Raw genomic sequence first — 26,094 nt, forward strand, 5'->3', positions numbered from 1 at the left:
CCCTTACCCTGGCACCACAGCACTCACATGAATCGCATCATGGCGCCAGTACTCCAGGTCGCAATCGATCAGACGGCCCTGCTGGTCGTAGTTGACCCGGGCGATACGCAGGCCAGGGCTGCCCACTGAGACTTTCAACGCTGCTGCGGCCTCGACCTGCAAGGCCGTCGGCACCATCTCGAAACGCACCTGCCCATACCGCAAGCCGTAACGGCTGGCGTATAGCTCGGTCAGCGATTGACTCAGATCGAAATCAAGTATCTGGGGGAAGTAGTCTGGGTTGAGGTAGTGCTCCACGTACAACACCAGTCGTTGATCGATGCGCCGTGCGCGACAGATCTGGATAACGCTGGATAACGCTGGCAGCTGCAACCAGGCACATACCGCAGCCGACGCGGGTTGCAGACGCGCTGAAATCACTTCAGTAGAAGGCACTCGTCCCTGGGCACTGACCATGGCGTGAAAATGACTACGACGCATCAAGTCGTAGGCCAGACGCGGCGGCGAAATAAACCAGCCACGTCGCTCCTCACGATAAACCAGCCCTTGGGCTTCCAACTGCAATAACGCTTCACGCACTGTGATCCGCGTGGTGCCGAACAACTCGCTGAGTTTGCGCTCGGCGGGCAGCTTGCTACTGGCTGGCAACAAGCCGTGCTCGATCTGTTCCTGCAAGGCCAGACCGATGGCTGTCACCGCCTTTGGTGCATCTTCGCGCATCGACGTTACCTATCTGGACTAGTCCAGCGCTGTTTATGAGCAGGACCGAGCGTGAATATCGCTCCTGTGAGTATCTATCAGCCTAGGCAAAGCACATGACTGATAGATGACAAAGCAGCTGAATGGTGGCCTGAGACGCTCGTACCAAACCAATCAAATCAATGAGTATCAATAACTTAGCTATGGTCTACGCTTACCGTGCACTGACCTGCATTGGCTGACGAATACCCCTGCAGGCGTGGTGCCGACATCAAAGTGTCATTCAGCAGGCTTAAATTGGCTCAGGTATTGCTGACCTAGACCAACCCAACCGCACTAACGTCGATAAAAACGCAGCGTTGAAAACGCCCAAAGGAGCTTCGGATGAAACATCTTTTCCTGGCATCACTGTTAGGTTCGACCATTGCACTGTGTACGGCAGCCATGGCCGCTGATACCGATTTGAAAACCCTGGAGGCCGCTGCAAAAGCCGAAGGTGCGGTCAACAGCGTGGGCATGCCCGATGACTGGGCCAACTGGAAAGGCACCTGGAGCGACCTGCTCAAGAACTACGGCATCACGCACATCGACACCGACATGAGCTCGGCCCAGGAAGTCGCTAAATTCGCTGCGGAAAAAGACAACGCCAGCGCGGATATCGGCGATGTGGGTGCAGCCTTCGGCCCGATCGCGGTAAAACAGGGCGTGACCCAGCCGTACAAACCGAGCACCTGGGCTCAGGTTCCGGATTGGGCAAAAGATAAAGACGGCAACTGGGCACTGGCCTACACAGGCACTATCGCATTCATCATCAACAAGAAATTGCTCCACGGCTCCGACGCCCCCAAAACCTGGGCTGATCTGGAGAAAGGCAAATACAAGGTCTCCATCGGTGACGTGAGCACCGCGGCCCAAGCCGCCAATGGCGTACTGGCCGCTGCCATTGCCAAAGGTGGCGATGAGAAGAATATTGAACCGGCACTGGTGATGTTCGCTGAGATCGCGAAACAGGGGCGTCTGTCGCTGTCCAACCCGACGATCGCCACGATGGAAAAAGGTGAAATCGAAGTGGGTGTGGTCTGGGACTTCAACGGTCTGAGCTATCGCGACAAGATGGTCAATCCTGGCGATTATGAAGTGCTGATCCCCTCCGACGGCTCGGTAATTTCCGGCTACACCACCATTATCAACAAATACGCCAAACACCCGAACGCCGCCAAACTGGCTCGCGAATACATCTTCAGCGATGCCGGCCAGACCAACCTGGCGCGGGGTAATGCCCGTCCGATTCGCGCCGAACACCTCACGCTGCCGGCTGACGTACAAGCCAAGCTGCTGCCTAACGAGCAGTACAAACACGTGAAGCCGATTGCTGACGCAGATGCCTGGGAAAAAACCTCCAAAAGTCTGCCGAAAAAATGGAACGAGCAAGTCATCATTGAAATGAAATAAGACTTCTGTTCGCAGGCAGGCCCGCCCCCACACTTGTAGGAGCGCGCTTGCCCGCGATGGCGGTTTGTCAGACGCAGAAGGTCTACGGCCCTTATCGCGGGCAAGCGCGCTCCTACAGAAAGCTGCATTCATGCGCCAATACACCCGCGAACCCGGAGCCTTGCCCATGAAACACAACGTCATCCTGGTGGTGCTCGACGGCCTGAGCTATCAGGTCGCCCAGCATGCCATGGGGCACCTTCAGGCTTACGTAGGCGCAGAACGCGCCGCCCTGTACACCCTGGAATGCGAACTGCCAGCCCTGTCCCGGCCGCTCTACGAATGCATCCTTACCGGCGTGACCCCGATTGACAGCGGTATCGTGCACAACAACGTCTCGCGCCTGTCAAATCAGCGCAGCGTGTTCCACTACGCCACTGATGCCGGTCTCAGTACTGCCGCTGCGGCCTATCACTGGGTCAGCGAACTGTATAACCGCTCGCCGTTCGTTGCAGCCCGCGACCGTCACACTGACGACGCACACCTGCCGATCCAGCACGGGCACTTCTACTACGCCGATCACTACCCCGATTCACACCTGTTCGCCGACGCTGAAAGCCTGCGCTTGCGTCATGCACCGAACTTCCTGTTGGTACACCCCATGAACATCGACGACGCCGGGCACAAGCACGGTCTCGATACGCCGCAATATCGCAATAGCGCACGCTCTGCCGACATCATCCTCGCCAACTACCTGCAAGGCTGGCTCGACGCCGGCTATCAGGTGCTGGTGACCGCCGACCACGGTATGAACAACGACCGCTCACACAATGGCCTGCTCCCGGAAGAACGCGAAGTGCCCCTGTTCGTTCTAGGCGATGCCTTCAGTTTCAATAACAATGCCCAACCGAAACAGACCGATCTGTGTGGCACGGTCTGCGAACTGCTCGGCGTCCCTCACGACAAGCCGGTATGCCGGGAGTTGTTGAAATGAACTCAATCACCCGAGGCAAATGGCTGGCGGCACTGTGCCTGGTGCCCTTCGCCGTGTTTTTCATCGTGTTCCAGATTGCCCCGCTGGCCTGGGTAGTTATCCACAGCCTGCAATCGGAAGATAACGGCTGGGGCCTGGCCAATTTCACTGAAGTGTTCAGCTCCAGGTTCTACCTGCAAGCGATCCAGCACAGCCTGGAGATCAGCTTCTGGTCCAGCGTCTTCGGGATCATCATTGCGGTGCTCGGCAGTTACTCCCTGCGCCGGGTCGACTCGCGACTGCGTAACTTCGTCAACGCCTTCGCCAACATGACCAGCAACTTTGCCGGTGTGCCGCTGGCCTTCGCCTTCATCATTCTGCTGGGGTTCAACGGCAGTATCACGATCATGCTCAAGCAAGCAGGGATCATTGAGGACTTCAACCTGTATTCCAAAACCGGGTTGATCATCCTCTATACCTACTTCCAGATTCCATTGGGTGTGCTGCTGCTCTACCCGGCCTTCGACGCCTTGCGCGAAGACTGGCGCGAATCCGCTGCCTTGCTAGGAGCCGACAGTTGGCAGTTCTGGCGGTATATCGGTCTGCCGGTACTGACCCCGGCGCTGATCGGTACTTTCGTCATTCTGCTGGCCAATGCCCTCGGCGCCTACGCCACGGTGTACGCCCTGACCACGGGCAACTTCAACGTGCTGCCCATCCGTATTGCCGCCATGGTCTCGGGCGACATCAGCCTCGACCCGAACATGGCCAGCGCCCTGGCGGTGGTGCTGGTGGGCCTGATGACCCTGGTGACCCTCATACACCAGTGGCTTTTGAAGAGGAGCTATCATGTCTCGCGCTGAACCCGGCTCTGCCGTCCTCTACCACCGCACAGTGGTCTACCTGCTGTTCATCATTCTGTTGCTGCCACTGGCCGGGACATTGATCTACTCCCTCGCCACCAGTTGGTCGGCGACCATTATGCCCAGCGGTTTCACCGTCAAATGGTATGTCGAACTGTGGAGCGACCCGCGCTTTCTCCATGCATTCGGTCAGTCACTGTTGGTGTGTGTCGGCTCGCTGGTGCTGTCCGTGATCCTGATCCTGCCACTGCTGTTCGTCGTGCATTACCACTTCCCCAAGCTTGATGCATTGATGAACATCCTGATCCTGCTGCCGTTCGCGGTGCCGCCCGTGGTGTCCTCAGTTGGCTTGTTGCAGCTCTATGGTTCCGGGCCCTTCGCAATGGTCGGCACCCCATGGATTCTGATCGGCTGCTACTTCACGGTGGCGCTGCCGTTTATGTACCGGGCCATTACCAATAACCTGCAAGCGATTAACCTGAGCGATCTGATGGATGCCGCGCAACTGCTCGGGGCCAGCACTTGGCAGGCCGCATTTCTGGTGGTGCTGCCAAACTTGCGCAAAGGCCTGATGGTCGCGTTGCTGCTGTCGTTCTCGTTCCTGTTCGGTGAATTCGTGTTCGCCAACATCCTGGTCGGTACGCGCTACGAAACCCTGCAGGTTTACCTGAACAATATGCGCAACAGCAGCGGTCACTTCACCAGTGCGCTGGTGGTTTCCTACTTTTTCTTTGTGCTGGTGCTGACCTGGGCGGCCAATCTAATGAACAAGGACAAAAGCCAATGAGCTTCGTCAGCGTCGAACACCTGCAAAAGCACTATGCAAGCACCGCGGTTTTCAGTGACATCAACTGCGACATCAAAAAGGGCGAGTTCGTGACGCTGCTCGGCCCGTCCGGCTGCGGCAAATCCACGCTGCTGCGCTGCATCGCCGGGCTGACCTCGGTCACCAGCGGGCGCATTCTGTTGGAAGGTCAGGACCTGGTGCCGGTCTCTCCGCAGAAGCGTGGCATCGGCATGGTGTTCCAAAGCTACGCACTGTTCCCCAACATGACCGTCGAGCAAAATGTCGCGTTTGGCCTGCGCATGCAGAAGGTCAACAGCGATGACAGCCACAAGCGCGTAGCCGAAATCCTCAAGCTGGTGGAGCTGACCGACTTCGCCAACCGCTACCCGCATCAGATGTCTGGCGGCCAGTGTCAGCGGGTAGCGCTGGCGCGTTCGCTGGTGACCCGGCCACGCCTGCTGCTGCTCGATGAACCCCTGTCCGCGCTGGATGCGCGAATTCGCAAACACCTGCGCGAACAAATTCGTCAGATCCAGCGTGAGCTGGGGCTGACGACGATTTTCGTGACCCACGATCAGGAAGAAGCGCTGACCATGTCAGACCGGATTTTCCTGATGAACCAGGGCCGGATCGTGCAAAGCGGCGATGCTGAAACGCTGTACACCGCACCGATCGACGTCTTTGCTGCCGGTTTTATCGGCAACTACAACCTGCTCGACGCCGCCAGCGCCAGCCGCCTGCTACAACGGCCGATTACCAGTCGCCTCGCGATTCGCCCGGAAGCCATCGAGCTGAGCCTGACCGGCGACCTGGACGGCGAAGTGCGTAGCCACAGCCTGTTGGGTAACGTGATCCGTTACCGGATCGAAGCCCGAGGCGTAGAGTTGGTGGTCGACGTACTGAACCGTTCTGCGGCTGATTTGCACCCAAATGGCCAACGAGTGGCCTTGGCTATCGATCCGTCGGCGCTGTGTGAAGTAGCCTGACAGACCCGGCACCTTGTAGGAGCGGGGGGGGACGCCGAGTTCTTGCCCGCGATTGGATCTGTCTGACGATAAATATTCATCGAATGACCTATCGCCATCGCGGGCAAGCGCGCTCCTACAGATACAGCATTGCAACTGCACCAAATTCAGAGGACAGCAGTAATGGCTTTAGCGATTTTTGATTTGGACGAAACCTTGATCCACGGCGACTGTGCCAGCTTGTGGAGCGAACAAATGGGTCGCCTCGGCTGGGTGGACGCTGAGTCGTTCATGCGCCGTAACAATGAACTGATGGCGGCGTATAGCGCAGGAAAACTGGCGATGGAGGATTACATGACCTTCAGCCTGGAGCCCATGGCCGGGCGCACGCCGGAAGAGGTCAAGCATCTGGTAAGCCCGTGGGTAGAGGATGTGATCGAGCCGATCATTTTCAGCGAGGCCTGCACGGCCATCGCCGCCCATCGAGCGGCCGGTGACCGGATTCTAGTAATCTCGGCGTCAGGCACGCACCTGGTCAAACCTATCGCCGAACGGCTGGGCGTTGACGAAGTGCTGGGAATCGAACTGGAGGTCAAACATGGCGTCTATAGCGGCGCGACGTTGGGCGTACTGACCTACCGCGAAGGCAAGGTCACGCGCTTGCTGGAGTGGCTGCAAAACGAAGGCGAGACGCTGGAGGGCGCCAGCTTCTACTCAGACTCACGCAATGACCTGGCGCTGCTGCTCGAGGTCCCATACCCCCACGTCGTCAACCCGGACCCGGCGCTGCGCGAACACGCAGAGAAGGCTGGTTGGCCGATTCATAGCTGGAAGTAATGGCTGAGTTCGCTGCCACAGTCGGATACCGATCCTCTGTGGCAGCGAACTTATTCGCGAATGGCTCCACCCGATCTATCAGACCAGGCTTTCGTCGATCACCAATACCACTTTGCCTGACACCTGATTGGTCGCCAGTTCAGCAAAGGCGGCTTCGGCGTCTTTGACCGGGAAGGTCTTGGCCAGTTGCGGCTTGAGGCGTCCTTCGACAAACAACGGCCACACGTGTTGATTCAGATCGCTGAGCAAATCCGCTTTGAATTGATCATCACGGCTGCGCAGGGTCGAACCCAGTATCTGCACACGTTTGACCAGCACTTGCGCCAGGTCCAGTTGCGCTTCGCGCCCGCCCATCAGACCGATCAGCACTAACCGCCCATCAACGTTCAACACTTTGATGTTCAAGGCCGCGTAGTTGGCACCCACCGGATCGAGAATGACGTCGAACGGACCGAGGTCTTTCAAGCTTTCCAGGTTGTCACTGCGCACTACTCCACCTTGGGCGCCCAGCGCTTCGCAATACGCCAGACGCTCGGCCGAACCGACGCTCACCCACACCGGGTTGCCAAACGCCTTGCAAAGCTGAATGCCAGCTGAACCAACGCCACTTGCCCCAGCGTGCAGCAAAACCTTTTCACCAGGTTTCAACGCCGCCAGCTGAAATAGATTCAGCCACGCAGTGGCGTATACCTCGGGGATGCCCGCCGCCTCCGGTAAAGACATGCCCTCGGGAACGGGCAGTACATGCCGTCCGTCGACTACTACTTCCTCAGCCATCCCGCCGCCTGCAAGCAGCGCACAGACTCGATCACCGACCTGCCAGGACGAACCCGCCCCGACTTCGCTGATCACGCCGGAGCACTCCATCCCGAGGGTTTTACTGGCTCCCGGCGGCGGCGGATACAATCCGGCCCGCTGCAATAAGTCTGCGCGATTGAGACCCGCCGCAGCGATCTGAATCCGTACTTGTCCTACATCACATGTCAGGTTGGGTTGTTCCAACCATTCCACATGTCCGTCAACGCCTTGCAATGCTTTCACAGTGCCTCCATAGTGAGTCTGGACTGAGCCGGTGCTATAGACGCACGGGCTTTTTGCATTATGCGACCGGATCCGACGGAACCGGCGACTTCAAAGACGGCCTAATATGCGTTATCAATTGTCCCCGCGTCGAATCAGCATGAAGCATTTTTTCCCAAGTACCGCACTTGCCCTTTTCATTGGCCTCAGCGTTTTGCCGCTGTCCGCCACTGCATTCGCCGCTAATAGCTGGGACAATCTCCAGCCTGATCGCGACGAGGTCATCGCCAGTCTTAACGTTGTAGAGCTGCTCAAAAGGCATCACTACAGCAAGCCGCCGCTGGACGACAAGCGCTCGGTCATCATCTACGAGAGCTATTTGAAGCTGCTCGACCCGTCCCGCAGCTATTTTCTGGCGGGTGATATTACCGAATTCGACAAATGGCGCACTCAGTTCGACAGCTTTCTCAAAAGCGGCGACCTGAATCCCGGCTTCACCATCTACAAGCGCTATCTGGATCGCGTGAAAGCCCGCCTGGACTTTGCCTTGGCCGAGCTGAACAAAGGCGTCGACACATTCGACTTCACCACCAAGGAAACCTTGCTCATCGATCGCAAGGACAGTCCGTGGGCTAAAAACGACGCCGAGCTGGACGATCTGTGGCGTAAACGCGTCAAGGATGAAGTCCTGCGCCTGAAGATTGCCGGCAAGGAACCCAAGGCGATTCAAGAGCTGCTGACCAAGCGCTACAAGAATCAGCTGTCGCGTCTGGAGCAGACCCGTAGCGAAGACGTGTTCCAGGCCTACATCAACACCTTTGCCATGTCTTACGATCCGCACACCAACTACCTGTCGCCCGACAACGCAGAAAATTTCGACATCAACATGAGCCTGTCTCTGGAAGGCATTGGCGCTGTGTTGCAGAGCGATAACGACAACGTCAAGATCGTGCGCCTGGTTCCGGCTGGCCCTGCCGCCAAAACCAAGCAAGTCGCGCCGTCGGACAAGATCATCGGCGTTGCCCAGGCCGACAAAGAGATGGTCGACGTGATCGGCTGGCGTCTGGACGAAGTGGTCAAACTGATTCGCGGGCCTAAAGGTTCGATCGTGCGCCTGGAAGTGATTCCAGCCAGCAATGCACCGAATGACCAGACCAGCAAAATCGTCGCGATCACCCGCGAAGCGGTCAAGCTCGAAGAACAGGCGGCGAAGAAGTCGATCCTCAACCTCAAGCAGGACGGCCACGACTACAAGCTCGGCGTCATCGAAATTCCAGCGTTCTATCTGGACTTCAAGGCCTATCGTGCTGGCGACCCGGAATACAAGAGCACCACGCGTGACGTGAAAAAACTGCTGACTGAGCTGCAAGCCGAAAAAGTCGATGGCGTTGTCATTGATTTGCGTAACAACGGCGGCGGTTCGTTACAGGAAGCCACGGAACTGACCAGCCTGTTCATCGACAAGGGCCCTACCGTACTGGTTCGCAACAGCGATGGTAAGGTCGATGTCCTTGAAGACGAAGCCAAAGGTGCTTTCTACAAAGGCCCTATGGCGCTGTTGGTCAACCGCCTTTCAGCCTCGGCTTCGGAGATTTTCGCCGGCGCCATGCAGGACTATCACCGCGCATTGATCATCGGCGGCCAGACCTTCGGTAAAGGCACCGTGCAGACCATTCAGCCGCTCAACCATGGCGAACTGAAACTGACGCTGGCCAAGTTCTACCGGGTTTCCGGCCAAAGCACCCAGCACCAGGGCGTACTGCCGGATATCGCGTACCCGTCGATCATCGACACCAAGGAAATCGGCGAAAGCGCGCTGCCCGAAGCAATGTCTTACGACACGATCAAACCGGCCATCAAGCCTGTCGTCGACCCGTTCAAGCCGTTTCTGGCGCAGCTGCAGGCGCGGCATGAGGCACGTTCGTCGAAAGACCCTGAGTTCGTGTTCATCGAGAACCGTCTGGACCTGGCGCAGAAGCTGATGGCAGAGAAAACGGTCAGCCTCAACGAAGCTGAACGCCGTGCTCAACACACCGATATCGAAGGCAAACAGCTGGCTCTGGAAAACACCCGCCGCAAGGCCAAAGGTGAAGAGCCGCTCAAAGAGCTGAAGAAAGAGGACGAAGACGCACTGCCGGAAGATGACAAGACCAAACCCGAGGACGACGCCTACCTGGCCGAAACCGGGCGCATCCTGCTCGACTACCTGAGCTTGAATACCGCTGTCGCAAAGAAGTAAAGGCCGGCTCATGACGGTGAAATGACGGCCATTTAATTCCGATTAGCAATAATCGGTCATCAAACAGTCATCAATCTGTCGTGAAATAGAGGGGCTGAGCGCCATGGCGCTCAGCCCCTTTTTCTTGTGCAGAGATCATCATGACCGTTACTGAACAGCTGAGCGCACTGAGTTCGATTTTGGCTCACCGCGATTTGCACAGCTTGTTCCAACCGATACTCTCGCTATCGGACCGGCGAATTCTTGGCTACGAAGCCTTGACCCGAGGCCCGTCCAATAGCTCGCTGCACTCACCTATCAGCCTGTTCGCAGTCGCCCGACAAGCCGGTCGGCTCAGTGAGCTGGAACTGGCCGCGCGCGAATGCGCCTGCCGGTGTTTCAGCGAGCAAAAACTTGAGGGCAAGCTGTTCCTCAACGTCTCGCCCGAGTCTCTCCTGGAACCGGCTCACCCACCCGGCCGCACGCTGGAGCTGCTGCAAACTTACGGCATCGCCCCCAGCCAAGTGGTCATCGAACTGACCGAGCAGACACCCACCGAAGACTTCGAGCTGCTGTATAAGGCGCTGCATCACTATCGGGACATGGGCTTTTCCATCGCTATGGACGACTTGGGTGCCGGATACTCCAGCCTGCGCCTGTGGTCAGAACTGCGCCCGGAGTACGTGAAGATCGATCGACACTTTATCGATGGCATTCATCAGGATGCGGTCAAGCGCGAGTTCGTCGGCTCCATGCTGCAAATGGCCAAGGCCTCCAGAGCGATTGTGATTGCTGAAGGCATCGAACTGCCAGAAGAGCTCGCGGTATTGATCGACATGGGCGTGGACCTGGTTCAAGGCTATCTGCTCTGCCGCCCACAAGAACATCCGCCGCGTGATGCCCGTGCTCTATTGCCCAAACTCGATCCGACGGCACCGGCGTTGAACGAAGACGCCTGTGACCTGAGCGCGCTGCTCACCGAACAACCGGCAGTCAATCAGTCCACACCTACCGCCGCCGTCCTCGAGTACTTTCGCAAACAAGCCAACCTCAACTCCCTGGCGGTGCTGGATGAGCAGTCGCAACCCTGCGGCATTGTGCATAGGCATTCGTTGTCCGAAGCCCTGTTAAAGCCGTTCGCCAAGGACCTGTTCGCCCGCAAACCGATCAGTCGCCTGATGAGCGATAACTTTCTCGCAGTCGAGCTGAATCAGTCCTTGCAGCAAGTCAGTCGCTTGCTGACCAGTCGCGCCAGGCAGCGTATCGAAGAGGATTTCATCATCACCCTCAATGGCTGCTACCTGGGGTTGGGGCGAGTGATAGACGTGCTTAAGCTGATTACGGAATTGAAAATTCAGCAGGCACGCTATGCCAACCCGCTGACATTGCTGCCTGGAAACGTGCCCATCCAGCAGTGCCTGACCCGCCTATTGCAACAAGGTCATGAGTCAATGATCTGTTACGTGGACATCGACAGTTTCAAGCCCTTCAACGATATTTATGGTTATGGGCGCGGCGACGAAGTGTTGCTATGCCTGGCCCAGTGCCTGAACGACCGGATCGATCCGAGCCGCGACTTTGTCGGGCACATAGGCGGTGATGACTTTTTGATGGTGCTGGGCACCGACGACTGGCGCAGACGCCTGAATCATCTGCTCGAAGATTTTCAGAATCAGAGTCGGCGCTTTTATCGGGCCGAACATCTGGAGTCTGGCTGTTTCACCGCACTCAATCGCCAGGGCCAGCGCCAGGACTTCCCGCTGTTGTCGCTGTCTGTAGGCGTCGTTCACCTGCACCCTGATGCTTGCGCGAATCTGGATGCCAGCCGGCTGGCAGAACTGGCGTCTCAAGCCAAGCACCACGCCAAGAACGTGGTCGGGGCCAGCGTGCATGTCATCGACACGCTGGACTTTAAAGCGTGCATCGCGAGCTAGAAACCCGATGACCTGCTCTGGGCCTCAAACGCTTTGGCGCGCTCCGGATCAGGGAGTAAACCGGGGCCGCCCTGCTGATATAGCTGCACCAGTTTGATCGTCGCCAGTGGATGCCTGGCCTTTGCTGCCATCACCCACCATTGGGCAGCATCGACAGCGTCAGGCGCCTTGCGCGTGTCACCCGCCAGGCTCAACACACCCAGTTGGTAGGCCGACTTGCCATCACCGCCCAAAGCCGCCAGACGCAGCAGACGCACGCCTTCCTCACGGGCACCCAAACCTTGGCCGCGAAACGTCAGGATATGCCCATAGAAGCTCTGAGCATCGACATCACCCAGGTTCGCCATGCGTGAGAATTGGCCTTCAAGCCATTGCCAACCTCTAGGGTGTTTAACGAACCACGACCAATGGAACAATCGCCGAGCAAGCCAGTAGCTCAATCGTGCCCGCAAACGCCACAGACTTGGCTTCACACGCTCTCCGGATAGCTGAATTCAAAGACCCGCGCCACTTCAGAAGCATGCCATGACGCTGCGGCCACGCCGTCGGAAGGCCCGGAGAATCGTCCAAGCCGTTCGACACATTCAAAGAAGCCTGTACGCGGCAAACGACTTGCACCTTGACTGATCACCAATGAGCTGCGCAATGGCTGTTCGGCCCGAGCATCCAACGCCGCCAAGTGTTCAAGTGCAGCCGTCAGGGTCAGCATCGCGGGGCTGGGAAGTTGCAGTCGTTCAAGCAGTGCACGGTAAGTTAATAGATGCCGCTGTCGGCGCGCCTGGTCCAGCTCTGTCAACAACCCGTCCCAGTGCTGACGGCTGATGCGCACGCTCATAAATCACCTCCCCAACCAGGAACACCCAATTCCCAGGCCAGGCTCCGACGAATGGCCGCATCAGGCAGGCGCTCGCCACTTTCGATCAACTCCAGGTACGACGGACTGATCCCTACTGCACGTGCCAACTGTGCAACCTCCAGGCCTTTGGCTGCGCGCAGGGCGCCCAACTGATCGAAGCCAGGATGATCGACAGGCATGGCCTCAGATGAGCTCGATGTGTGTTGAACGGGTGCGTCTGAGATGCCAGCCGCTTTGAGTAAAGCCTGGTACTGAACCCAAGGCAAAACTGCGTACTCTGGCTCTCCATCACGTGTAATTATTTGAAGATCCATACAACCCCCTGTAGGACTACAACACTTTGCGAGTAGGCTTTTTCCTTGTATCGGTATCTTAACAGCGGACAGGGGAACCTTGCGTGCACTGAATCGACACGCCATTGTATAAAGCGACAGATTACGCCAGTAAAACCGGGTGTGCTCAGGACTTGCGGTGCTCTAGTTCAAGGAGCGCTGGCGTATCGGGCAGTCGTTCAACGGCGGCGAGTTTCTCCGGCACCTGTTTCGCGCGCCATTCACGGAAGGCATTGAGCTCGGTTTCAAGGCTTTTCATGACCCAGGCCAAAACCACGATGTCATCGAGCATGCCAATCACGGGAATCCAGTCAGGGATGAGGTCGAGCGGGCTGAGAAAATACATTAACCCCGCCACCACCGACACCATCGCCTTGGGGCTGATGGCTCGATACTCACCACGCCAATAGGCGAGGCACAAGGCCTGCAGCAAGCGCAGGTCATCCTTGAGCTTGCCTAAGCGGTTGCCTTGTGTCGCGCCCTTGCGTGCTACAGCGAAGATCAAGGCCGGTAAACGCCCACGGCTGAGCAAGCGCTGAGCCATGGGTAAAAATCGAAGTACGTTCCAAGGTGTTTTCATGATCACTCCTAACGGAGGTTGGCAACAGGTATTACCACTGTGCCGCAAAAAAGGTTATCCACACAAGTTGTGGATAACCTTGTGAACAGAGCCATTTTTAAGGCCTGAAAGGCCCGCCCTGTAGGGCTTTGGCTCAAATCGGGCGTTTTTTACTCACATTAAAAATACGACAAATTCGTTGACTTGGGACCTGACTGAAGTTACCCCCATCGCATTACGGGGGGTCGCAACAAATCGTCCTACAATCTATCCAGAACTGACAGTGTGCTGACTCTACTACGACTGCGTCGAATATGATCCGTTCGTTGGCAAACCCCAGAAACAATAACGCCCCATCGAAACGGGGCGTTATGCTCAAACCGGCAATACTCGATTACTTGGTAACAGGCTCTTCAGGAGCGCTTGCGGCAGCAGCGTTGGCGTCCTTGATAGCGAGCAGCTCCAGATCGAATACAAGAACGGAGTTGGCAGGGATCGCCGGGCTTGGGCTTTGCGCGCCATAGGCCAGGTCGCTAGGGATGTACAGTTTGACTTTTTCGCCAACGTGCATCAGTTGCAGACCTTCAACCCAGCCCGGGATCACGCCGCTTACCGGCAGGTCGATCGGGCTGCCACGTTCAACGGAGCTGTCGAAGACTTTGCCGTCAATCAGTTTGCCTTCGTAGTGAACAGTCACCACGTCGGTCGGCTTAGGCTGAGCGCCATCAGCCTTTTTGACGATTTCGTATTGAAGGCCGGAAGCGGTGGTGGTCACCTCTTTACGCTTGCCGTTTTCTGCGAGGAATTTCTTGCCGGCTGCTGCCGACTCTTCGCTCATCTTGGCCATACGCTCTTCAGCGCGCTTTTGCAGGGCAGCAAAGGCTTCGACCAATTCATCATCCTTAAGCTTCTGTTCTTTTTTGCCGACGGCGTCTTCGATGCCCTGGGCTACCGCTTTGGAATCCAGATCATCCATGCCTTCCTGAGCGAGGCTTTTGCCCATGTTCAGGCCAATACCGTACGAAGCTTTTTGCGCCGGGGTTTTCAGCTCTACGTTGGTATGCGAGTCACAACCCGCGAGTACCAGACCTACCAGGGCTACCGCCGCCGCCAACCGATGCTGTTTCATACTAATTCCTTGTTCATGCGCCAATAGGGCAAACGAGTAAAGCCGCGAGCTTATCAGGCTGCCGCGATCAATGGCTACCGGCATGAGAGGCAGAAAATCCAGATAAGTTCAGGTATCCAAAGGTTTTCTTGCGCAGCGTGCATGCCGTACAGCATTGGTTCAGCTACGCAGCAAGAGCCCATTCGCCGAGACTGAATATTTTCGTGACCTAACAGCGGAAACGAAACTGTTAACCGGGGTTTGTTCATTCGGCGCTCTCTTCAAAGAAGATCAGCCCCCACTCAGCCCCGTGTCGATTCACTTCAAGAGCACAGGGGACCACGCACTATGAATGCTCACGACTTTCAGTCAGTGCTGAATAAAAAGCAATAGCACTTACATCCTGGTTTCGATGCGCCCGGACTCTTGACTCCCTACGCACAAAGAACCAACGCCATGGCGAGCACATTCAAACCCATAGTAGACAAGCCAATATTTCTTGCAAAATTTTTACTGATTTCATACCGTTAATTTTCCAGCATCCAGCGTTGCGTTCGGCGCCACGAGCGGATGCTAATGAGTGGCTTTTCTGAAATACAACCCTCAAAAGCGGCTTTATAGGCGTGATAACCCGTGCGTACAGACCTCGACTGCAAGCAAGCCTTTATATGTCAGCTCATCATTGGGGTGCTCTCACGCTACGCCTGATGAGCGGGCAAGCACTTTCAATAAAGTAAATGCAGAGTTCGACTTTCTGCGTAAGTTGTTAGTATATGAGCACAAGACACACAGCCTACATAGGGACACCATGAGCCAGAGCTTTCTCCCCTTCTCCCGTCCGAGTATCGGTGACGAAGAAATTGCCGCCGTCGAGCAGGTTTTACGCTCCGGTTGGATCACCACCGGCCCGAAAAACCAGGAGCTTGAACAGCAATTTGCCGAGCACGTGGGCGCTCGTCACGCCGTGGCCCTTTCGTCTGCCACGGGCGCGATGCATGTCACGTTGCTCGCCTTGGGCATTGGCCCGGGCGATGAGGTGATTACCCCGTCGCAAACCTGGGTGTCCACCGCGAACATGATCTGTTTGCTCGGCGCGACCCCGGTATTCGTCGACGTGGACCGCGATACCCTGATGAGCGACCTGGCCGCCATTGAAGCCGCCATCACCCCGCGCACCAAAGCCATCATCCCGGTGCATTACGCCGGGGCCTCCTTTGATCTCGATCCCCTCTACGCGTTGGCTGAGCGTCACGGCATCCCGGTGATCGAAGATGCCGCGCACGCGGCGGGCACGCTTTACCGCGGACGCGCGATCGGCGCCCAAGGCACCGCGATTTTTTCGTTCCACGCGATCAAGAACATGACCTGCGCCGAAGGCGCGATGTTCGTCAGCGATGACGAGAACCTCGCCAACCGGGTCCGCATGCTCAAGTTTCACGGGCTGGGCGTAGACGCCTACGACCGCATGACCCATGGCCGCAAACCGCAGGCGATGGTCATTGAGCCCGGCTTCAAATACAACCTGGCCGACATGAACGCCGCCATCGCCCTGGTGCAGCTCAAGCGCCTCGGCGAGATCAATGCCAAGCGCGAGGTCCTGGCCCAGGCCTACCTCAAGCGTCTGGCAGGCTTGCCGATCCAGCCGCTTCTGCTGCCAAGCTATCCGCAGCAGCATGCCTGGCACCTGTTCATCCTGCGCATCGATGCCGAGCGCTGTGGCCTGGACCGCGAGGCCTTCATGAAAGGCTTGCAGGAGCAGAATATTGGCACGGGCATTCATTTTATCGCCACCCACCTGCACACCTATTACCGCAACCGCTTCCCGTCGGTCCAGTTGCCCAACACCGAATGGAACTCCGCGCGCCTGTGCTCGATCCCGCTGTTTCCCGACATGACCCTCGACGACGTCGAGCGCGTCGCGTGCGCCATTGAAACCACTCTGGAACGAAGCCTGTGAGACCTTATCCGATTAAGTGCGTTTCGATCGTCATCCCGGTCTACAACGAAGAGCAGAGCCTGCCCGAGTTGTTGCGCCGCACCGAAGCGGCCTGCGCCCAGTTGCACCATGAATTTGAAATCGTGCTCGTCGACGACGGCAGCCGCGACGACTCCGCGCAAATCCTCCAGGACGCCGCCGAGCGTGAAGGCAGCTCGATTGTCGCGGTGATCCTCAACCGGAACTACGGTCAGCATGCGGCCATCATGGCCGGCTTCGAGCAGTGCAAGGGCGATGTGGTCATCACCCTGGACGCCGACCTGCAAAACCCGCCGGAAGAAATTCCGCGCCTGGTCGCCCAGGCCGAGCTCGGCTACGACGTGGTCGGCACCGTGCGCAGCAACCGCCAGGATTCCGCCTGGCGCCGCTGGCCGTCACGCTTGATCAATCTGGCCGTGCAACGCTCCACCGGCGTGGCCATGAGTGACTATGGCTGCATGCTGCGGGCGTATCGACGCACGATCGTCGACGCCATGCTGGCCTGCCGCGAGCGCAGTACGTTCATCCCGATTCTGGCCAACAGCTTTGCCCGCCACACCACCGAAGTGCTCGTCCCGCACGCCGAGCGTGAACACGGCGATTCGAAATACAGCACCATGCGCCTGATCAACCTGATGTTCGATTTGATCACCTGCATGACCACCACGCCCTTGCGCCTGCTGAGCATCCTGGGCTTCAGCATGGCCATTCTCGGCGTGCTGTTCGCCGTATTGCTGATCGGTTTGCGCCTGATATTCGGCGCCATCTGGGCCGGCCAAGGCACCTTCGTATTGTTTGCCGTGCTGTTCGTGTTCACCGGTGGCCAGTTCATCGGCATGGGCCTGCTGGGCGAATACCTGGGCCGCATGTACAGCGATGTCCGCGCCCGCCCGCGTTTTTTCATCGAAAAAGTGCTGCGCAGCCCGCCCGCGACGTCCGCTGTAACTGGTAACAGCTCACACCCGTCTTCATCTTCCACTCAGGTCACGTTATGAATCCTAAAGCTGTCGTCTTTGCCTATCACGATATTGGCTGTGCTGGCATCGAAGCCTTGCTCACCGCAGGCTATGAAATCGCTGCCGTGTTTACCCATGCCGATGACCCGAAGGAAAACACCTTCTACGGTTCAGTCGCGCAATTGTGTGCACGCAAAGGCATTCCGGTGCACGCGCCGGAAGATGCCAACCACCCTCTGTGGATTGAGCGGATCAGCAAACTCAACGTTGACTACCTGTTCTCCTTTTACTATCGCCACCTGCTGGGTGAGCAACTGCTGGCCTGCGCGAACAAGGGCGCCTTCAACCTGCACGGCTCCCTGCTCCCGCACTATCGCGGCCGCGCCCCGGCCAACTGGGTCCTGGTGAACGGCGAGACCGAAACCGGCGTGACCCTGCACCGCATGGTCAAGCGCGCCGATGCCGGCGCGATCCTGGCCCAACAGCGCGTGGCCATCGAACGCGCCGACACCGCCCTGACCCTGCACGGCAAGCTGCGCGAGGCCGCTGTCAGCCTGTTGCGCGACGCGTTGCCGCTGCTGGCCCAAGGCAAGTTGAGCGAAACCGCCCAGGACGATACCCAGGCGTCTTACTTCGGTCGCCGCACCCCGGCTGACGGCCTGCTGGACTGGAAGCGCCCGGCCGAACAGTTGTTCAACCTGGTGCGCGCCGTAACCCAACCCTACCCGGGGGCGTTCTGCCCGGTGGGCGAACACAAACTGATCGTCTGGAGTGCCGACGTCGTTGCCGGCAATGAAGGCATCGCCCCAGGCCGGGTGATCAGTTCCGATCCCCTGCGCATCGCCTGTGGCGAAGATTCCTTGGTGATCACCGCCGGTCAGCGCGGCGATGCCGGGCTCTACCTCAGCGGCCCGCAACTGGCCCGCGAACTGGGTCTGGTCGAAGGCTCGCGCATGGTCGGCAGCGAGTCGGCACGTGCCGTGCGTCGCACCCGCGTCCTGATCCTGGGCGTCAACGGCTTTATCGGCAACCACCTGTCCGAGCGCCTGCTGCAAGACGACCGCTATGAAATCTATGGCATGGACATCGGTTCCGACGCCATCGACCGCCTGCGCAGCCACCCGAACTTCCATTTCGTCGAAGGCGACATCAGCATCCACTCCGAGTGGATCGAATACCACATCAAAAAATGTGATGTCGTGCTGCCGCTGGTGGCCATCGCCACGCCGATCGAATACACCCGCAACCCGCTGCGCGTCTTCGAACTCGACTTCGAAGAAAACCTGAAGACCGTGCGTTACTGCGTGAAATACGACAAGCGCGTGATCTTCCCGTCGACCTCCGAAGTGTACGGGATGTGCACCGACCCGAATTTCGACGAAGACACCTCGAACCTGATCGTCGGCCCGATCAACAAGCAACGCTGGATCTACTCGGTCTCCAAGCAATTGCTCGACCGGGTGATCTGGGCTTATGGCCAGAAAGGCCTGCGCTTCACCCTGTTCCGTCCGTTCAACTGGATGGGCCCACGCCTGGACCGTCTGGACTCGGCGCGGATCGGCAGCTCGCGAGCCATCACCCAACTGATCCTGCACCTGGTGGAAGGCACCCCGATTCGTCTGGTCGACGGCGGCGCACAAAAACGCTGCTTCACCGACGTGGCTGACGGCATCGAAGCCCTGGCACGCATCATCGAAAACCGTGATGACAAGTGCAACGGCCAGATCATCAACATCGGCAACCCGGACAACGAAGCCAGCATCCGTCAGTTGGGCGAAGAACTACTGCGTCAGTTCGAAGCTCACCCACTGCGCTCGAACTTCCCGCCGTTCGCCGGCTTCCGTGACGTCGAAAGCCAGTCTTTCTATGGCACCGGCTACCAGGACGTGACCCACCGCAAGCCAAGCATCGACAACGCTCGCCGTCTGATCGACTGGGCCCCTACCATCGAACTGAGCGAAACCATCGGCAAAACCCTGGACTTCTTCCTGCAAGAAGCGATGCTCGAAATCGCGGATAAGCGCTGAGGTTATTCTTTAACGTCAAGCAAAAAAGCATGAGGCGCCATTTATGGCGCCTCATCATCATCTGAAGTGACTGGTTGGGCTATCAACGCTGGAACCTCGACTCATTCCGTCCAGCGCTGAACGTCTTCAGCCTACATCCCCAAGTACAAGGATTTCTCATGGGCGACTATTTCCGTCAATTGCTGACTGAAGCACATCAGCAAAATAGGCTTTTTCAACCTGGGAGCCGCTGGCAGGGAGCTCGCCAGCCATGACCAAACGCTGGGGAATACCTCTTCTTCTACTCGCCTTTGGCCTTTTTTATCTGCTGCCGATGCCCTTTCACGGCCTATGGATTCCGGACGAAACCCGCTATGCACAAGCCAGCCAGGAAATGCTCCTGACCGGCAACTGGGCTGCGCCACACTTTATGGGCCTGCGCTACTTTGAAAAGCCCGCCGCTGGCTACTGGATGATCGCCATCGGCCAAGCGGTATTTGGAGAAAACCTGTTCGGCGTACGCATCGCCTCGGCTCTGAGCCTGGGGCTGAGCACCCTGCTGACCTACCTGATTGCTCGCCGCCTATGGAACACCCCGCGCAAGAGCTTCACCTGCGCCGCGATATACATGAGCTTTGGCCTGATCGTCGGGCAAGCCGGCTACGCCAACTTCGATCCGCAGTTCACCCTATGGGTCAGCCTCAGTCTGGCCGCCTTGTGGTACGCCATCGACAGTACCGCACATCGCGCAAAACTGGCCGCCTGGACGGTACTCGGCCTGGCCTGCGGAATGGGCTTCATGACCAAGGGCTTCCTGGCCCTCCTGCTGCCAGTGCTGATCGCCCTGCCTTACATGATCTGGCAGCGTCGATTGACTGAAATGATGCGCTATGGCTTGCTGGCCGTGCTGGCCGCCGTACTGGTCTCGTTGCCTTGGGTGCTGACCGTGCAAATGCGCGAACCCGACTTCTGGTCTTTCTTTTTCTGGCACGAGCACATTCGCCGATTTGCCGGCGACGATGCGCAACACGCTCAACCCTGGTGGTTCTACTTGCCATTGCTGGTTGTCTCAAGCCTGCCTTGGGCGCTGCTGCTCCCCAGTACCTTCAAGCAAGCCTGGCAGACCAGAACCCAGCCAAAAATCGCGTTTCTGCTGCTCTGGCTAGTGTTGCCGCTGGCCTTTTTCAGCCTGAGCCGAGGCAAGCTACCGACCTACATCATGCCGTGCATGCTGCCCTTGGCGCTGTTGATCGGCCACACGCTGACCAGTCGGCTTGAACAGGCCAAAACGGGGATTATCCGCGCTAACGGGCTGCTAAACCTGGCCCTCGGTCTGGTTGCACTACTCGCGGTGGCTTACCTGCAATTCAGCAACCCCATCTATGACCATGAGCCGCTTAACCTGGCTGTGATGCTCATTGCACTGGGGGGCTGGGGCATCGCCAATGCCCTGCAAGTTGCCAGGCCATCGGCGCTTTCGCTGGCCCCCGCCGTGGGGATGCTGGCGCTGGTCGCCTTGCTACCTGCTGCACTGCCCAACAGCATTGTCTATAACAAGACACCCGATAGATTCATTTCCGAGCATGCTCAGGAGCTTCGCCAGGCCCGTTCGCTCCTGAGCAACGAGCTGGGTGCAGCCTCCGCTCTGGCCTGGCATACCGCACGCCCGGACATAACGCTGTATAACACTGTCGGCGAGACAAAATATGGATTCAGCTACCCTGACTCCCAGGGCCGCGCAGTGACACTAAACGATGTCCAGCAATGGATGGTCCAGGCTCGCCGGAAAGGCTCGGTCGGCGTGGTTATGCGGGTCAAAGAGGATAGCGAACTGCATGAAGTCGATCTGTTGCCTAAAGATGGAAAGCGTTATGAACAGGGCAATATCGTGATCTTTATTTTTGCACAAACGACCCCATGACCTTATTTCTTGCTGGAGGCCCACGCTGACGCCTTCAACGAACATTTCCCGGTATTAAAGACTCGCTGAATGACCTGGGTCATTCAGCGAGTGATGACTATTCAATTTCGACGCACACGCGGCAATAAGTCTTAGGAACTGCGCATGAAAATCAGTGTATTCGGTAGTGGTTATGTGGGGCTCGTGCAAGCGACTGTGCTTGCTGAGGTGGGTCATGATGTCATCTGTATGGACATTGATGAGGACAAGGTCAAGCAGCTTGCGCAAGGCAATGTGCACATCTTCGAACCAGGCCTGGCCAATCTTGTTCGGGACAATCTTGAGAGCAAGCGCCTGCACTTCACCAGCGATGAAAAGTTGGCGGTCGAACACGGCGAAGTCTTGTTTATTGCTGTCGGGACACCCTCAGGCGACGATGGCTCGGCAGACCTCCGCTATGTTTTCTCTGTCGGCGATGCCATCGCCAGGCATCGGGTCACCCCCCTGATCATCGTCGAAAAATCCACGGTCCCGGTCGGCACCGGCGACGCTTTGCGTGCTCATATCGAAAAAGCCTTGGCGGGACGCCCATTGGGGTTCGATATCGTCTCCAACCCCGAGTTCCTCAAGGAAGGCTCGGCGGTCACCGACTGCCGTAAACCAGACCGCATCGTGATCGGTTGCGAACGTGAAGAAGTCCGCGAGGTCATGCGCGATCTCTATGCACCGTTCAACCGTAACCACGACCGCATCATGTTCATGGACCTGCGCAGTGCCGAACTGACCAAGTACGCCGCCAACTGCATGCTTGCAACCAAGATAAGCTTCATCAACCAGATCGCCGAATTGGCCGAGCACCTGGGCGCAGACATTGAAGCCGTGCGTCTGGGCATTGGCGCCGACTCGCGTATTGGTTACGACTTCATCTATGCGGGCTGCGGTTATGGCGGCTCGTGCTTTCCCAAGGACATGCGCGCGCTGATCCACAGTGCCGACCAGGCCAACTGCTCCAACGACCTGTTGCAGGCAGTTGAAGCTATCAACGAACGGCAGAAACACAAACTGTTCGATCGGCTCAATGCCTTCTATAAAGGAGACCTCAACGGCAAGACCTTCGCCTTGTGGGGCCTGGCTTTCAAGCCCAATACCGATGACATGCGCGACGCCCCCAGCCGCGTCCTGCTGGAAGCCTTGTGGGCAGCCGGAGCAAATGTGCGCGCCTATGACCCGGAAGCCATGCAGCAGACCCAACTGCTCTATGGCGACCATCCTGGCCTTGCCCTGATGGGTACGCTGGAATCGGCACTCAGTGGCGCCGATGCGCTGATCATTTGCACCGAATGGCAACTGTTCAAGGCGCCGGACTTCGATGAAATCCACAAACGCCTGAAAGCGCCGGTGATCTTCGACGGCCGTAACCTGTATGACGCCGAACGTATGGCTCAGAAGGGCTTTACGTACTTCCCGATGGGCCGGGGCGAGTCATGCAACCTGCCAATCCCGCAACAGAAATGGGATTCCAGCAAAGCCCTCTGATTGACCGATCCCGATACCGGAGCCTTTATACAAAGACTCCGGTATCGATCTAACATCTATAAATGTCGGACACGATCATCAGTGTTTGATCAAGACCGAACCCATCTTTTACTGATCGCAAACGCGAACAGGCGCCGGTACAGTCCTTCCAGACTCTGCAGCAGCTGCACCTTGACTTGACCTACGTTTAGCGCCGTGGTTACAGCCCAATAGCTGGCGATGGCCACCAGAAACGCGCCAATGATGTCGAATGGGAAATGCACGCCCAGATAAACACGGGCAGCACCCACAGCGACACCCAGCAACACCAGTAACACGCCGACGTTGCGCAAGGCGCTCCAGACAAACGCCAGCCCCACCGAGAAAAACACCACGGCATGGTCGCTAGGGAAAGAGGTTTCTGCTTTATGGGCCAGGAAACTATGGCCCAACGGAATCATAAATGGCCGGGGATGCATCCAGGCCATAGCAATCAACTGATTGATAATCAGGGCAACCAACAAACTCAGCGTCGCAACCAATACCACCGCTCGGCGCTGCGGGCCTCCCCATAGCCAAAAAACCACCAGCATCAAGGGAATGCCATAAATCAGCCACTTCGCAACAGCGATGGCTATCCACAGCATCCCGGGGGCAGGGTCTGCACCGGCATTGATCATTAGAAAAAGTGAACGATTCAATGCTTCCACGTAGCGAGCCACCCTATCAACACATTATAGATAATGCCCCCGAAGGTCAGACGACTTCTAGACGCCCGCCTGAAAGGGGAACTTTAAACAGCATTATTTCATTAACATCAGCCGTACAGTTTTACACCTGTACCTGTAACAACATTGCGCTCTCGAACACAGATTTTAGCTGAATATAACCAGCGAGTTTAGATCTTCACGCGTGAAAAAAAAGTGAATGCACTGCACAGGGAAACGTCGACCCGAGCACAGGCTTCACTCTCAGCGACACCGCACCAGGAGGTGAGCCGAGATCAAATACGGACGACCCAAGAGCGCGCGCACCTTTCCCTGCCTATGATCCGAGTCGTCATTTAATCAAGGAGCGGCAACACGTCGTTCACTGATAAGAGCCAACCTGTACGTATCAAAGCTGACCGAAATACGCTTTTTTCGTCATTTCGACACCAATTTGACAACTCACCCTATACATTTAACGCGCTTTGTCGTGCCGTACGACAAAGTCTGACATTCCGGGAGGCACTCGGTCGCTGTATGGAAACTATAAGAATGAAATTCTGGAAAAGTGACAGGGGAGCACTCCTGCTATTGCTCGCGGTATCCGCACTGATGCTGCTGCTGGGGCTGGGAACAAGGGAGCTATGGGGCGCGGAAACCCGCTGGGCCAATATCGCCTTACAGATGCTACAAACAGACAACTATTTCGACCCCTACCTCAAGGGCGCACCCTATTACGACAAACCGCTGCCCACTTATTGGCTGATCACCGCCACGGCAAGCCTGATGGGCGGCCTGAACCACTGGTCACTGCGCCTGACGTCGGTGATTGGCGCCTGGCTAAGTATCTTGCTGGTCTATCTCATTGGCGAGCGACTGTTCCGCAAAGGCACTGGCCTGATCGCCGGCTGGCTGCTGGCGACGACCTTCTTTTTCATTTTCTGGGCACGGGTGGCTACGGCCGACATTCTTACCGTCTGCGGCGTGCTCGCGGCCGTCTGGTGGTATTGGCGCGGTCCAGATGACACTCGCCTGAGTCGCTACGTAGTGTTCTTCGTCCTACTGGCGCTCACCTCCCTGCTCAAAGGTCTGATTGGCTTCATCCTGCCGGGGCTGATGCTATTGCCGCACGTGCTCAGCGAGGGGCGCTGGAAGCGCCATCTCAACTGGCGCCTGTGCCTGGCGCTGTTGATCGCGGGCCTGCTCTATATGGTGCCGTTCATATTGTCGCACCAGTATGGCGCTCCCAACTACGGCGAAAGCGGCCTGGGTCTGGTCTTCCGGGAGAACGTGGTAAGGTTTTTCCACCCCTTCGACAATATCGGCCCGATCTATACCTACCTGCTCTACTTGCCGATCTATACCCTGCCTTGGGCGCCATGCTGGATACTCGGCCTGTGGTTGGCTCTGCGCAACTGGAAGCAGATCGAACCGAACACCCGCTGGCTGATATGGGGCCTGGGCCTGCTGTTTGTATTCTTCACCGCCAGTGGCAGTCGGCGCAGCTACTACGTATTACCCCTGGTGCCATTCGCACAGCTACTGTCTGCCTGGTGGATAACCCGGCGCATGGCCGAACGACGCGCTGCCGGCAAAATCAGCGGTCCAGGCTGGACCCGGGGCATCGCAGCTGCGGCGGTGACACTCCTGCTGGTGCTGGGCATTATCTATCCTTGGACCAATGGTGGCGGCGGCGTCATCCAGTTCTCCGCTGACATAAAGGCGCAAGCCAGCAAAAGCGCACCCTGGAGTCAGTGGCGCATGGTGCTGGTCGAGGTCGACAATAAACTGCCGATGTACCTGCAAAATAAAGGTGCACCTTTTTACTATGTACAGGACAGCGAGGACTTTCCACGCGACGGTAACAGCGCCGCATTCCTGGCATGGCTAGAGAAGAAAAGCGGCCAGACATGGGACCCGCAGCGCACGATCATCATCACCCAGTATCACGATATTCATCAGCTTCCTCTTGGCTACCTGGCCGCCGACCATCAGGTGATCACCACTAAGCCGAATAATGGCGCACGGCTATTCCATGCCCGCGAATCCGGCAGCGTTGCGTTTGTCCCGGGAACATCCGCCCCAGACGCACCCCTGCTGCAATCGAAAACGACTGCAAAATCGGACTCACCAAAGGAGTGAACGATCAACGCAATTAGCCCGCCGATAGATTTCGGAAGTCTACCGGCCTGGAGTGGAGGTAGACTTTTTCGACGTTGGCGCAGGGAAGCACCCTAGCTGTTGGCTCCCGATGATAATCGGGAGCCAACCCCAAGCTTCAGCGATTGGTTTTTGATATTCAGAAAGCAAAAAAGCGACCCTAAGGTCGCTTTTTTGTTGCTTCAAGGAGTTCAAGGGCCTTGAAGCTAAATATGGCGCAGCGGACGGGACTCGAACCCGCGACCCCCGGCGTGACAGGCCGGTATTCTAACCGACTGAACTACCGCTGCGCG

At 57.5% G+C, this 26,094-nt stretch carries 22 protein-coding genes and 1 tRNA gene; 14 read left to right on the forward strand and 9 right to left on the reverse strand.

What is annotated here, in order from left to right:
- Positions 1 to 3: 3 nt before the first annotated feature.
- On the reverse strand, positions 4 to 720 hold the full coding sequence (locus AC1ME2_RS05765; RefSeq protein ID WP_480439838.1) for a UTRA domain-containing protein: 717 nt from the start codon (positions 718 to 720) through the stop codon (positions 4 to 6).
- A 363-nt stretch (positions 721 to 1,083) separates the two neighbouring features.
- On the opposite strand from AC1ME2_RS05765, the gene AC1ME2_RS05770 reads away from it, so the two are divergent.
- The 6 genes from AC1ME2_RS05770 to AC1ME2_RS05795 all read left to right on the forward strand — a co-directional run bounded on the left by AC1ME2_RS05770 (position 1,084) and on the right by AC1ME2_RS05795 (position 6,555).
- On the forward strand, positions 1,084 to 2,151 hold the full coding sequence (locus AC1ME2_RS05770; protein ID WP_480439839.1) for an ABC transporter substrate-binding protein: 1,068 nt from the start codon (positions 1,084 to 1,086) through the stop codon (positions 2,149 to 2,151).
- A 166-nt stretch (positions 2,152 to 2,317) separates the two neighbouring features.
- Positions 2,318 to 3,124, forward strand: a complete 807-nt coding sequence (locus AC1ME2_RS05775) for an alkaline phosphatase family protein (protein ID WP_480439840.1) — start codon at positions 2,318 to 2,320, stop codon at positions 3,122 to 3,124.
- A complete protein-coding gene (locus AC1ME2_RS05780) occupies positions 3,121 to 3,966 on the forward strand; it encodes an ABC transporter permease (RefSeq protein ID WP_480439841.1) in 846 nt (281 codons plus the stop codon). The genes AC1ME2_RS05775 and AC1ME2_RS05780 overlap by 4 nt, the downstream gene beginning before the upstream one ends.
- Complete coding sequence (locus AC1ME2_RS05785) at positions 3,953 to 4,753, forward strand: ABC transporter permease (RefSeq protein ID WP_480439842.1); 801 nt, start codon at positions 3,953 to 3,955, stop codon at positions 4,751 to 4,753. Before AC1ME2_RS05780 ends, AC1ME2_RS05785 begins: the two co-directional genes overlap by 14 nt.
- Complete coding sequence (locus AC1ME2_RS05790) at positions 4,750 to 5,739, forward strand: ABC transporter ATP-binding protein (protein WP_480439843.1); 990 nt, start codon at positions 4,750 to 4,752, stop codon at positions 5,737 to 5,739. Before AC1ME2_RS05785 ends, AC1ME2_RS05790 begins: the two co-directional genes overlap by 4 nt.
- A gap of 162 nt (positions 5,740 to 5,901) precedes the next feature.
- Positions 5,902 to 6,555 (forward strand): HAD family hydrolase, encoded by a 654-nt coding sequence (locus AC1ME2_RS05795; protein WP_480439844.1) that lies wholly within the window; start codon positions 5,902 to 5,904, stop codon positions 6,553 to 6,555.
- A 78-nt stretch (positions 6,556 to 6,633) separates the two neighbouring features.
- On the opposite strand, the gene AC1ME2_RS05800 is transcribed toward AC1ME2_RS05795, so the two are convergent.
- Positions 6,634 to 7,596 (reverse strand): zinc-binding dehydrogenase, encoded by a 963-nt coding sequence (locus AC1ME2_RS05800; RefSeq protein ID WP_480439845.1) that lies wholly within the window; start codon positions 7,594 to 7,596, stop codon positions 6,634 to 6,636.
- 139 nt (positions 7,597 to 7,735) lie between these two features.
- On the opposite strand from AC1ME2_RS05800, the gene AC1ME2_RS05805 reads away from it, so the two are divergent.
- Complete coding sequence (locus tag AC1ME2_RS05805) at positions 7,736 to 9,814, forward strand: carboxy terminal-processing peptidase (RefSeq protein ID WP_480439846.1); 2,079 nt, start codon at positions 7,736 to 7,738, stop codon at positions 9,812 to 9,814.
- A 140-nt stretch (positions 9,815 to 9,954) separates the two neighbouring features.
- On the forward strand, positions 9,955 to 11,727 hold the full coding sequence (locus AC1ME2_RS05810; protein WP_480439847.1) for a bifunctional diguanylate cyclase/phosphodiesterase: 1,773 nt from the start codon (positions 9,955 to 9,957) through the stop codon (positions 11,725 to 11,727).
- Here the strand turns inward: AC1ME2_RS05810 and AC1ME2_RS05815 are convergent.
- The 5 genes from AC1ME2_RS05815 to bamJ all read right to left on the reverse strand — a co-directional run bounded on the left by AC1ME2_RS05815 (position 11,724) and on the right by bamJ (position 14,603).
- Positions 11,724 to 12,188, reverse strand: a complete 465-nt coding sequence (locus tag AC1ME2_RS05815) for an SEL1-like repeat protein (protein WP_480442017.1) — start codon at positions 12,186 to 12,188, stop codon at positions 11,724 to 11,726. The genes AC1ME2_RS05810 and AC1ME2_RS05815 overlap by 4 nt on opposite strands.
- Before the next feature lie 8 nt (positions 12,189 to 12,196).
- Positions 12,197 to 12,562 (reverse strand): hypothetical protein, encoded by a 366-nt coding sequence (locus AC1ME2_RS05820; RefSeq protein WP_480439848.1) that lies wholly within the window; start codon positions 12,560 to 12,562, stop codon positions 12,197 to 12,199.
- Positions 12,559 to 12,897 (reverse strand): helix-turn-helix domain-containing protein, encoded by a 339-nt coding sequence (locus AC1ME2_RS05825; RefSeq protein ID WP_480439849.1) that lies wholly within the window; start codon positions 12,895 to 12,897, stop codon positions 12,559 to 12,561. Before AC1ME2_RS05825 ends, AC1ME2_RS05820 begins: the two co-directional genes overlap by 4 nt.
- A gap of 145 nt (positions 12,898 to 13,042) precedes the next feature.
- Entirely contained in the window at positions 13,043 to 13,495 is a 453-nt protein-coding gene (locus AC1ME2_RS05830) for a YkvA family protein (protein WP_480439850.1), read from the reverse strand.
- A gap of 373 nt (positions 13,496 to 13,868) precedes the next feature.
- The gene (gene bamJ, locus AC1ME2_RS05835; RefSeq protein ID WP_480439851.1) at positions 13,869 to 14,603 is read right to left on the reverse strand and encodes a BamJ family beta-barrel-assembly machinery protein; all 735 of its coding nucleotides are present in this window, start codon (positions 14,601 to 14,603) and stop codon (positions 13,869 to 13,871) included.
- A 787-nt stretch (positions 14,604 to 15,390) separates the two neighbouring features.
- Here bamJ and arnB point away from each other — a divergent pair.
- The 5 genes from arnB to AC1ME2_RS05860 all read left to right on the forward strand — a co-directional run bounded on the left by arnB (position 15,391) and on the right by AC1ME2_RS05860 (position 22,955).
- The gene (gene arnB / locus AC1ME2_RS05840) at positions 15,391 to 16,539 is read left to right on the forward strand and encodes a UDP-4-amino-4-deoxy-L-arabinose aminotransferase (RefSeq protein ID WP_480439852.1); all 1,149 of its coding nucleotides are present in this window, start codon (positions 15,391 to 15,393) and stop codon (positions 16,537 to 16,539) included.
- Positions 16,536 to 17,552 carry an undecaprenyl-phosphate 4-deoxy-4-formamido-L-arabinose transferase gene (gene arnC / locus AC1ME2_RS05845; protein ID WP_480439853.1) on the forward strand — a complete coding sequence of 339 codons (1,017 nt, stop codon included), beginning with the start codon at positions 16,536 to 16,538 and terminating at the stop codon, positions 17,550 to 17,552. Before arnB ends, arnC begins: the two co-directional genes overlap by 4 nt.
- Entirely contained in the window at positions 17,549 to 19,540 is a 1,992-nt protein-coding gene (gene arnA, locus AC1ME2_RS05850) for a bifunctional UDP-4-amino-4-deoxy-L-arabinose formyltransferase/UDP-glucuronic acid oxidase ArnA (protein ID WP_480439854.1), read from the forward strand. The genes arnC and arnA overlap by 4 nt, the downstream gene beginning before the upstream one ends.
- Before the next feature lie 250 nt (positions 19,541 to 19,790).
- On the forward strand, positions 19,791 to 21,440 hold the full coding sequence (arnT, locus tag AC1ME2_RS05855; RefSeq protein WP_480439855.1) for a lipid IV(A) 4-amino-4-deoxy-L-arabinosyltransferase: 1,650 nt from the start codon (positions 19,791 to 19,793) through the stop codon (positions 21,438 to 21,440).
- A 144-nt stretch (positions 21,441 to 21,584) separates the two neighbouring features.
- Positions 21,585 to 22,955: a UDP-glucose dehydrogenase family protein gene (locus tag AC1ME2_RS05860; protein WP_480439856.1), complete on the forward strand. Its 1,371-nt coding sequence runs from the start codon at positions 21,585 to 21,587 to the stop codon at positions 22,953 to 22,955.
- Between the two features lie 89 nt (positions 22,956 to 23,044).
- Here AC1ME2_RS05860 and AC1ME2_RS05865 read toward each other — a convergent pair whose 3' ends face one another.
- Positions 23,045 to 23,644 carry a phosphatase PAP2 family protein gene (locus AC1ME2_RS05865; protein ID WP_480439857.1) on the reverse strand — a complete coding sequence of 200 codons (600 nt, stop codon included), beginning with the start codon at positions 23,642 to 23,644 and terminating at the stop codon, positions 23,045 to 23,047.
- 549 nt (positions 23,645 to 24,193) lie between these two features.
- Here AC1ME2_RS05865 and AC1ME2_RS05870 point away from each other — a divergent pair.
- Positions 24,194 to 25,783, forward strand: coding sequence for an ArnT family glycosyltransferase (locus AC1ME2_RS05870; RefSeq protein ID WP_480439858.1), 1,590 nt, complete (start codon positions 24,194 to 24,196; stop codon positions 25,781 to 25,783).
- Positions 25,784 to 26,014: 231 nt separating this feature from the next.
- Here AC1ME2_RS05870 and AC1ME2_RS05875 read toward each other — a convergent pair.
- Positions 26,015 to 26,091 (reverse strand) — tRNA-Asp (locus AC1ME2_RS05875).
- Between the last annotated feature and the right edge of the window lie 3 nt (positions 26,092 to 26,094).

The sequence above is a fragment of the Pseudomonas sp. ASL9 genome, assembly GCF_056680335.1.

What these genes read in the sequence shown, in the direction of transcription:
- AC1ME2_RS05765 (WP_480439838.1), bottom strand. Translation starts at nt 720, where the DNA reads ATGCGCGAAGATGCACCAAAGGCGGTGACAGCCATCGGTCTGGCCTTG.
- AC1ME2_RS05770 (WP_480439839.1), top strand. Translation starts at nt 1,084, where the DNA reads ATGAAACATCTTTTCCTGGCATCACTGTTAGGTTCGACCATTGCACTG.
- AC1ME2_RS05775 (WP_480439840.1), top strand. Translation starts at nt 2,318, where the DNA reads ATGAAACACAACGTCATCCTGGTGGTGCTCGACGGCCTGAGCTATCAG.
- AC1ME2_RS05780 (WP_480439841.1), top strand. Translation starts at nt 3,121, where the DNA reads ATGAACTCAATCACCCGAGGCAAATGGCTGGCGGCACTGTGCCTGGTG.
- AC1ME2_RS05785 (WP_480439842.1), top strand. Translation starts at nt 3,953, where the DNA reads ATGTCTCGCGCTGAACCCGGCTCTGCCGTCCTCTACCACCGCACAGTG.
- AC1ME2_RS05790 (WP_480439843.1), top strand. Translation starts at nt 4,750, where the DNA reads ATGAGCTTCGTCAGCGTCGAACACCTGCAAAAGCACTATGCAAGCACC.
- AC1ME2_RS05795 (WP_480439844.1), top strand. Translation starts at nt 5,902, where the DNA reads ATGGCTTTAGCGATTTTTGATTTGGACGAAACCTTGATCCACGGCGAC.
- AC1ME2_RS05805 (WP_480439846.1), top strand. Translation starts at nt 7,736, where the DNA reads ATGAAGCATTTTTTCCCAAGTACCGCACTTGCCCTTTTCATTGGCCTC.
- AC1ME2_RS05810 (WP_480439847.1), top strand. Translation starts at nt 9,955, where the DNA reads ATGACCGTTACTGAACAGCTGAGCGCACTGAGTTCGATTTTGGCTCAC.
- AC1ME2_RS05820 (WP_480439848.1), bottom strand. Translation starts at nt 12,562, where the DNA reads ATGAGCGTGCGCATCAGCCGTCAGCACTGGGACGGGTTGTTGACAGAG.
- AC1ME2_RS05825 (WP_480439849.1), bottom strand. Translation starts at nt 12,897, where the DNA reads ATGGATCTTCAAATAATTACACGTGATGGAGAGCCAGAGTACGCAGTT.
- AC1ME2_RS05830 (WP_480439850.1), bottom strand. Translation starts at nt 13,495, where the DNA reads ATGAAAACACCTTGGAACGTACTTCGATTTTTACCCATGGCTCAGCGC.
- bamJ (WP_480439851.1), bottom strand. Translation starts at nt 14,603, where the DNA reads ATGAAACAGCATCGGTTGGCGGCGGCGGTAGCCCTGGTAGGTCTGGTA.
- arnB (WP_480439852.1), top strand. Translation starts at nt 15,391, where the DNA reads ATGAGCCAGAGCTTTCTCCCCTTCTCCCGTCCGAGTATCGGTGACGAA.
- arnA (WP_480439854.1), top strand. Translation starts at nt 17,549, where the DNA reads ATGAATCCTAAAGCTGTCGTCTTTGCCTATCACGATATTGGCTGTGCT.
- arnT (WP_480439855.1), top strand. Translation starts at nt 19,791, where the DNA reads ATGACCAAACGCTGGGGAATACCTCTTCTTCTACTCGCCTTTGGCCTT.
- AC1ME2_RS05860 (WP_480439856.1), top strand. Translation starts at nt 21,585, where the DNA reads ATGAAAATCAGTGTATTCGGTAGTGGTTATGTGGGGCTCGTGCAAGCG.
- AC1ME2_RS05870 (WP_480439858.1), top strand. Translation starts at nt 24,194, where the DNA reads ATGAAATTCTGGAAAAGTGACAGGGGAGCACTCCTGCTATTGCTCGCG.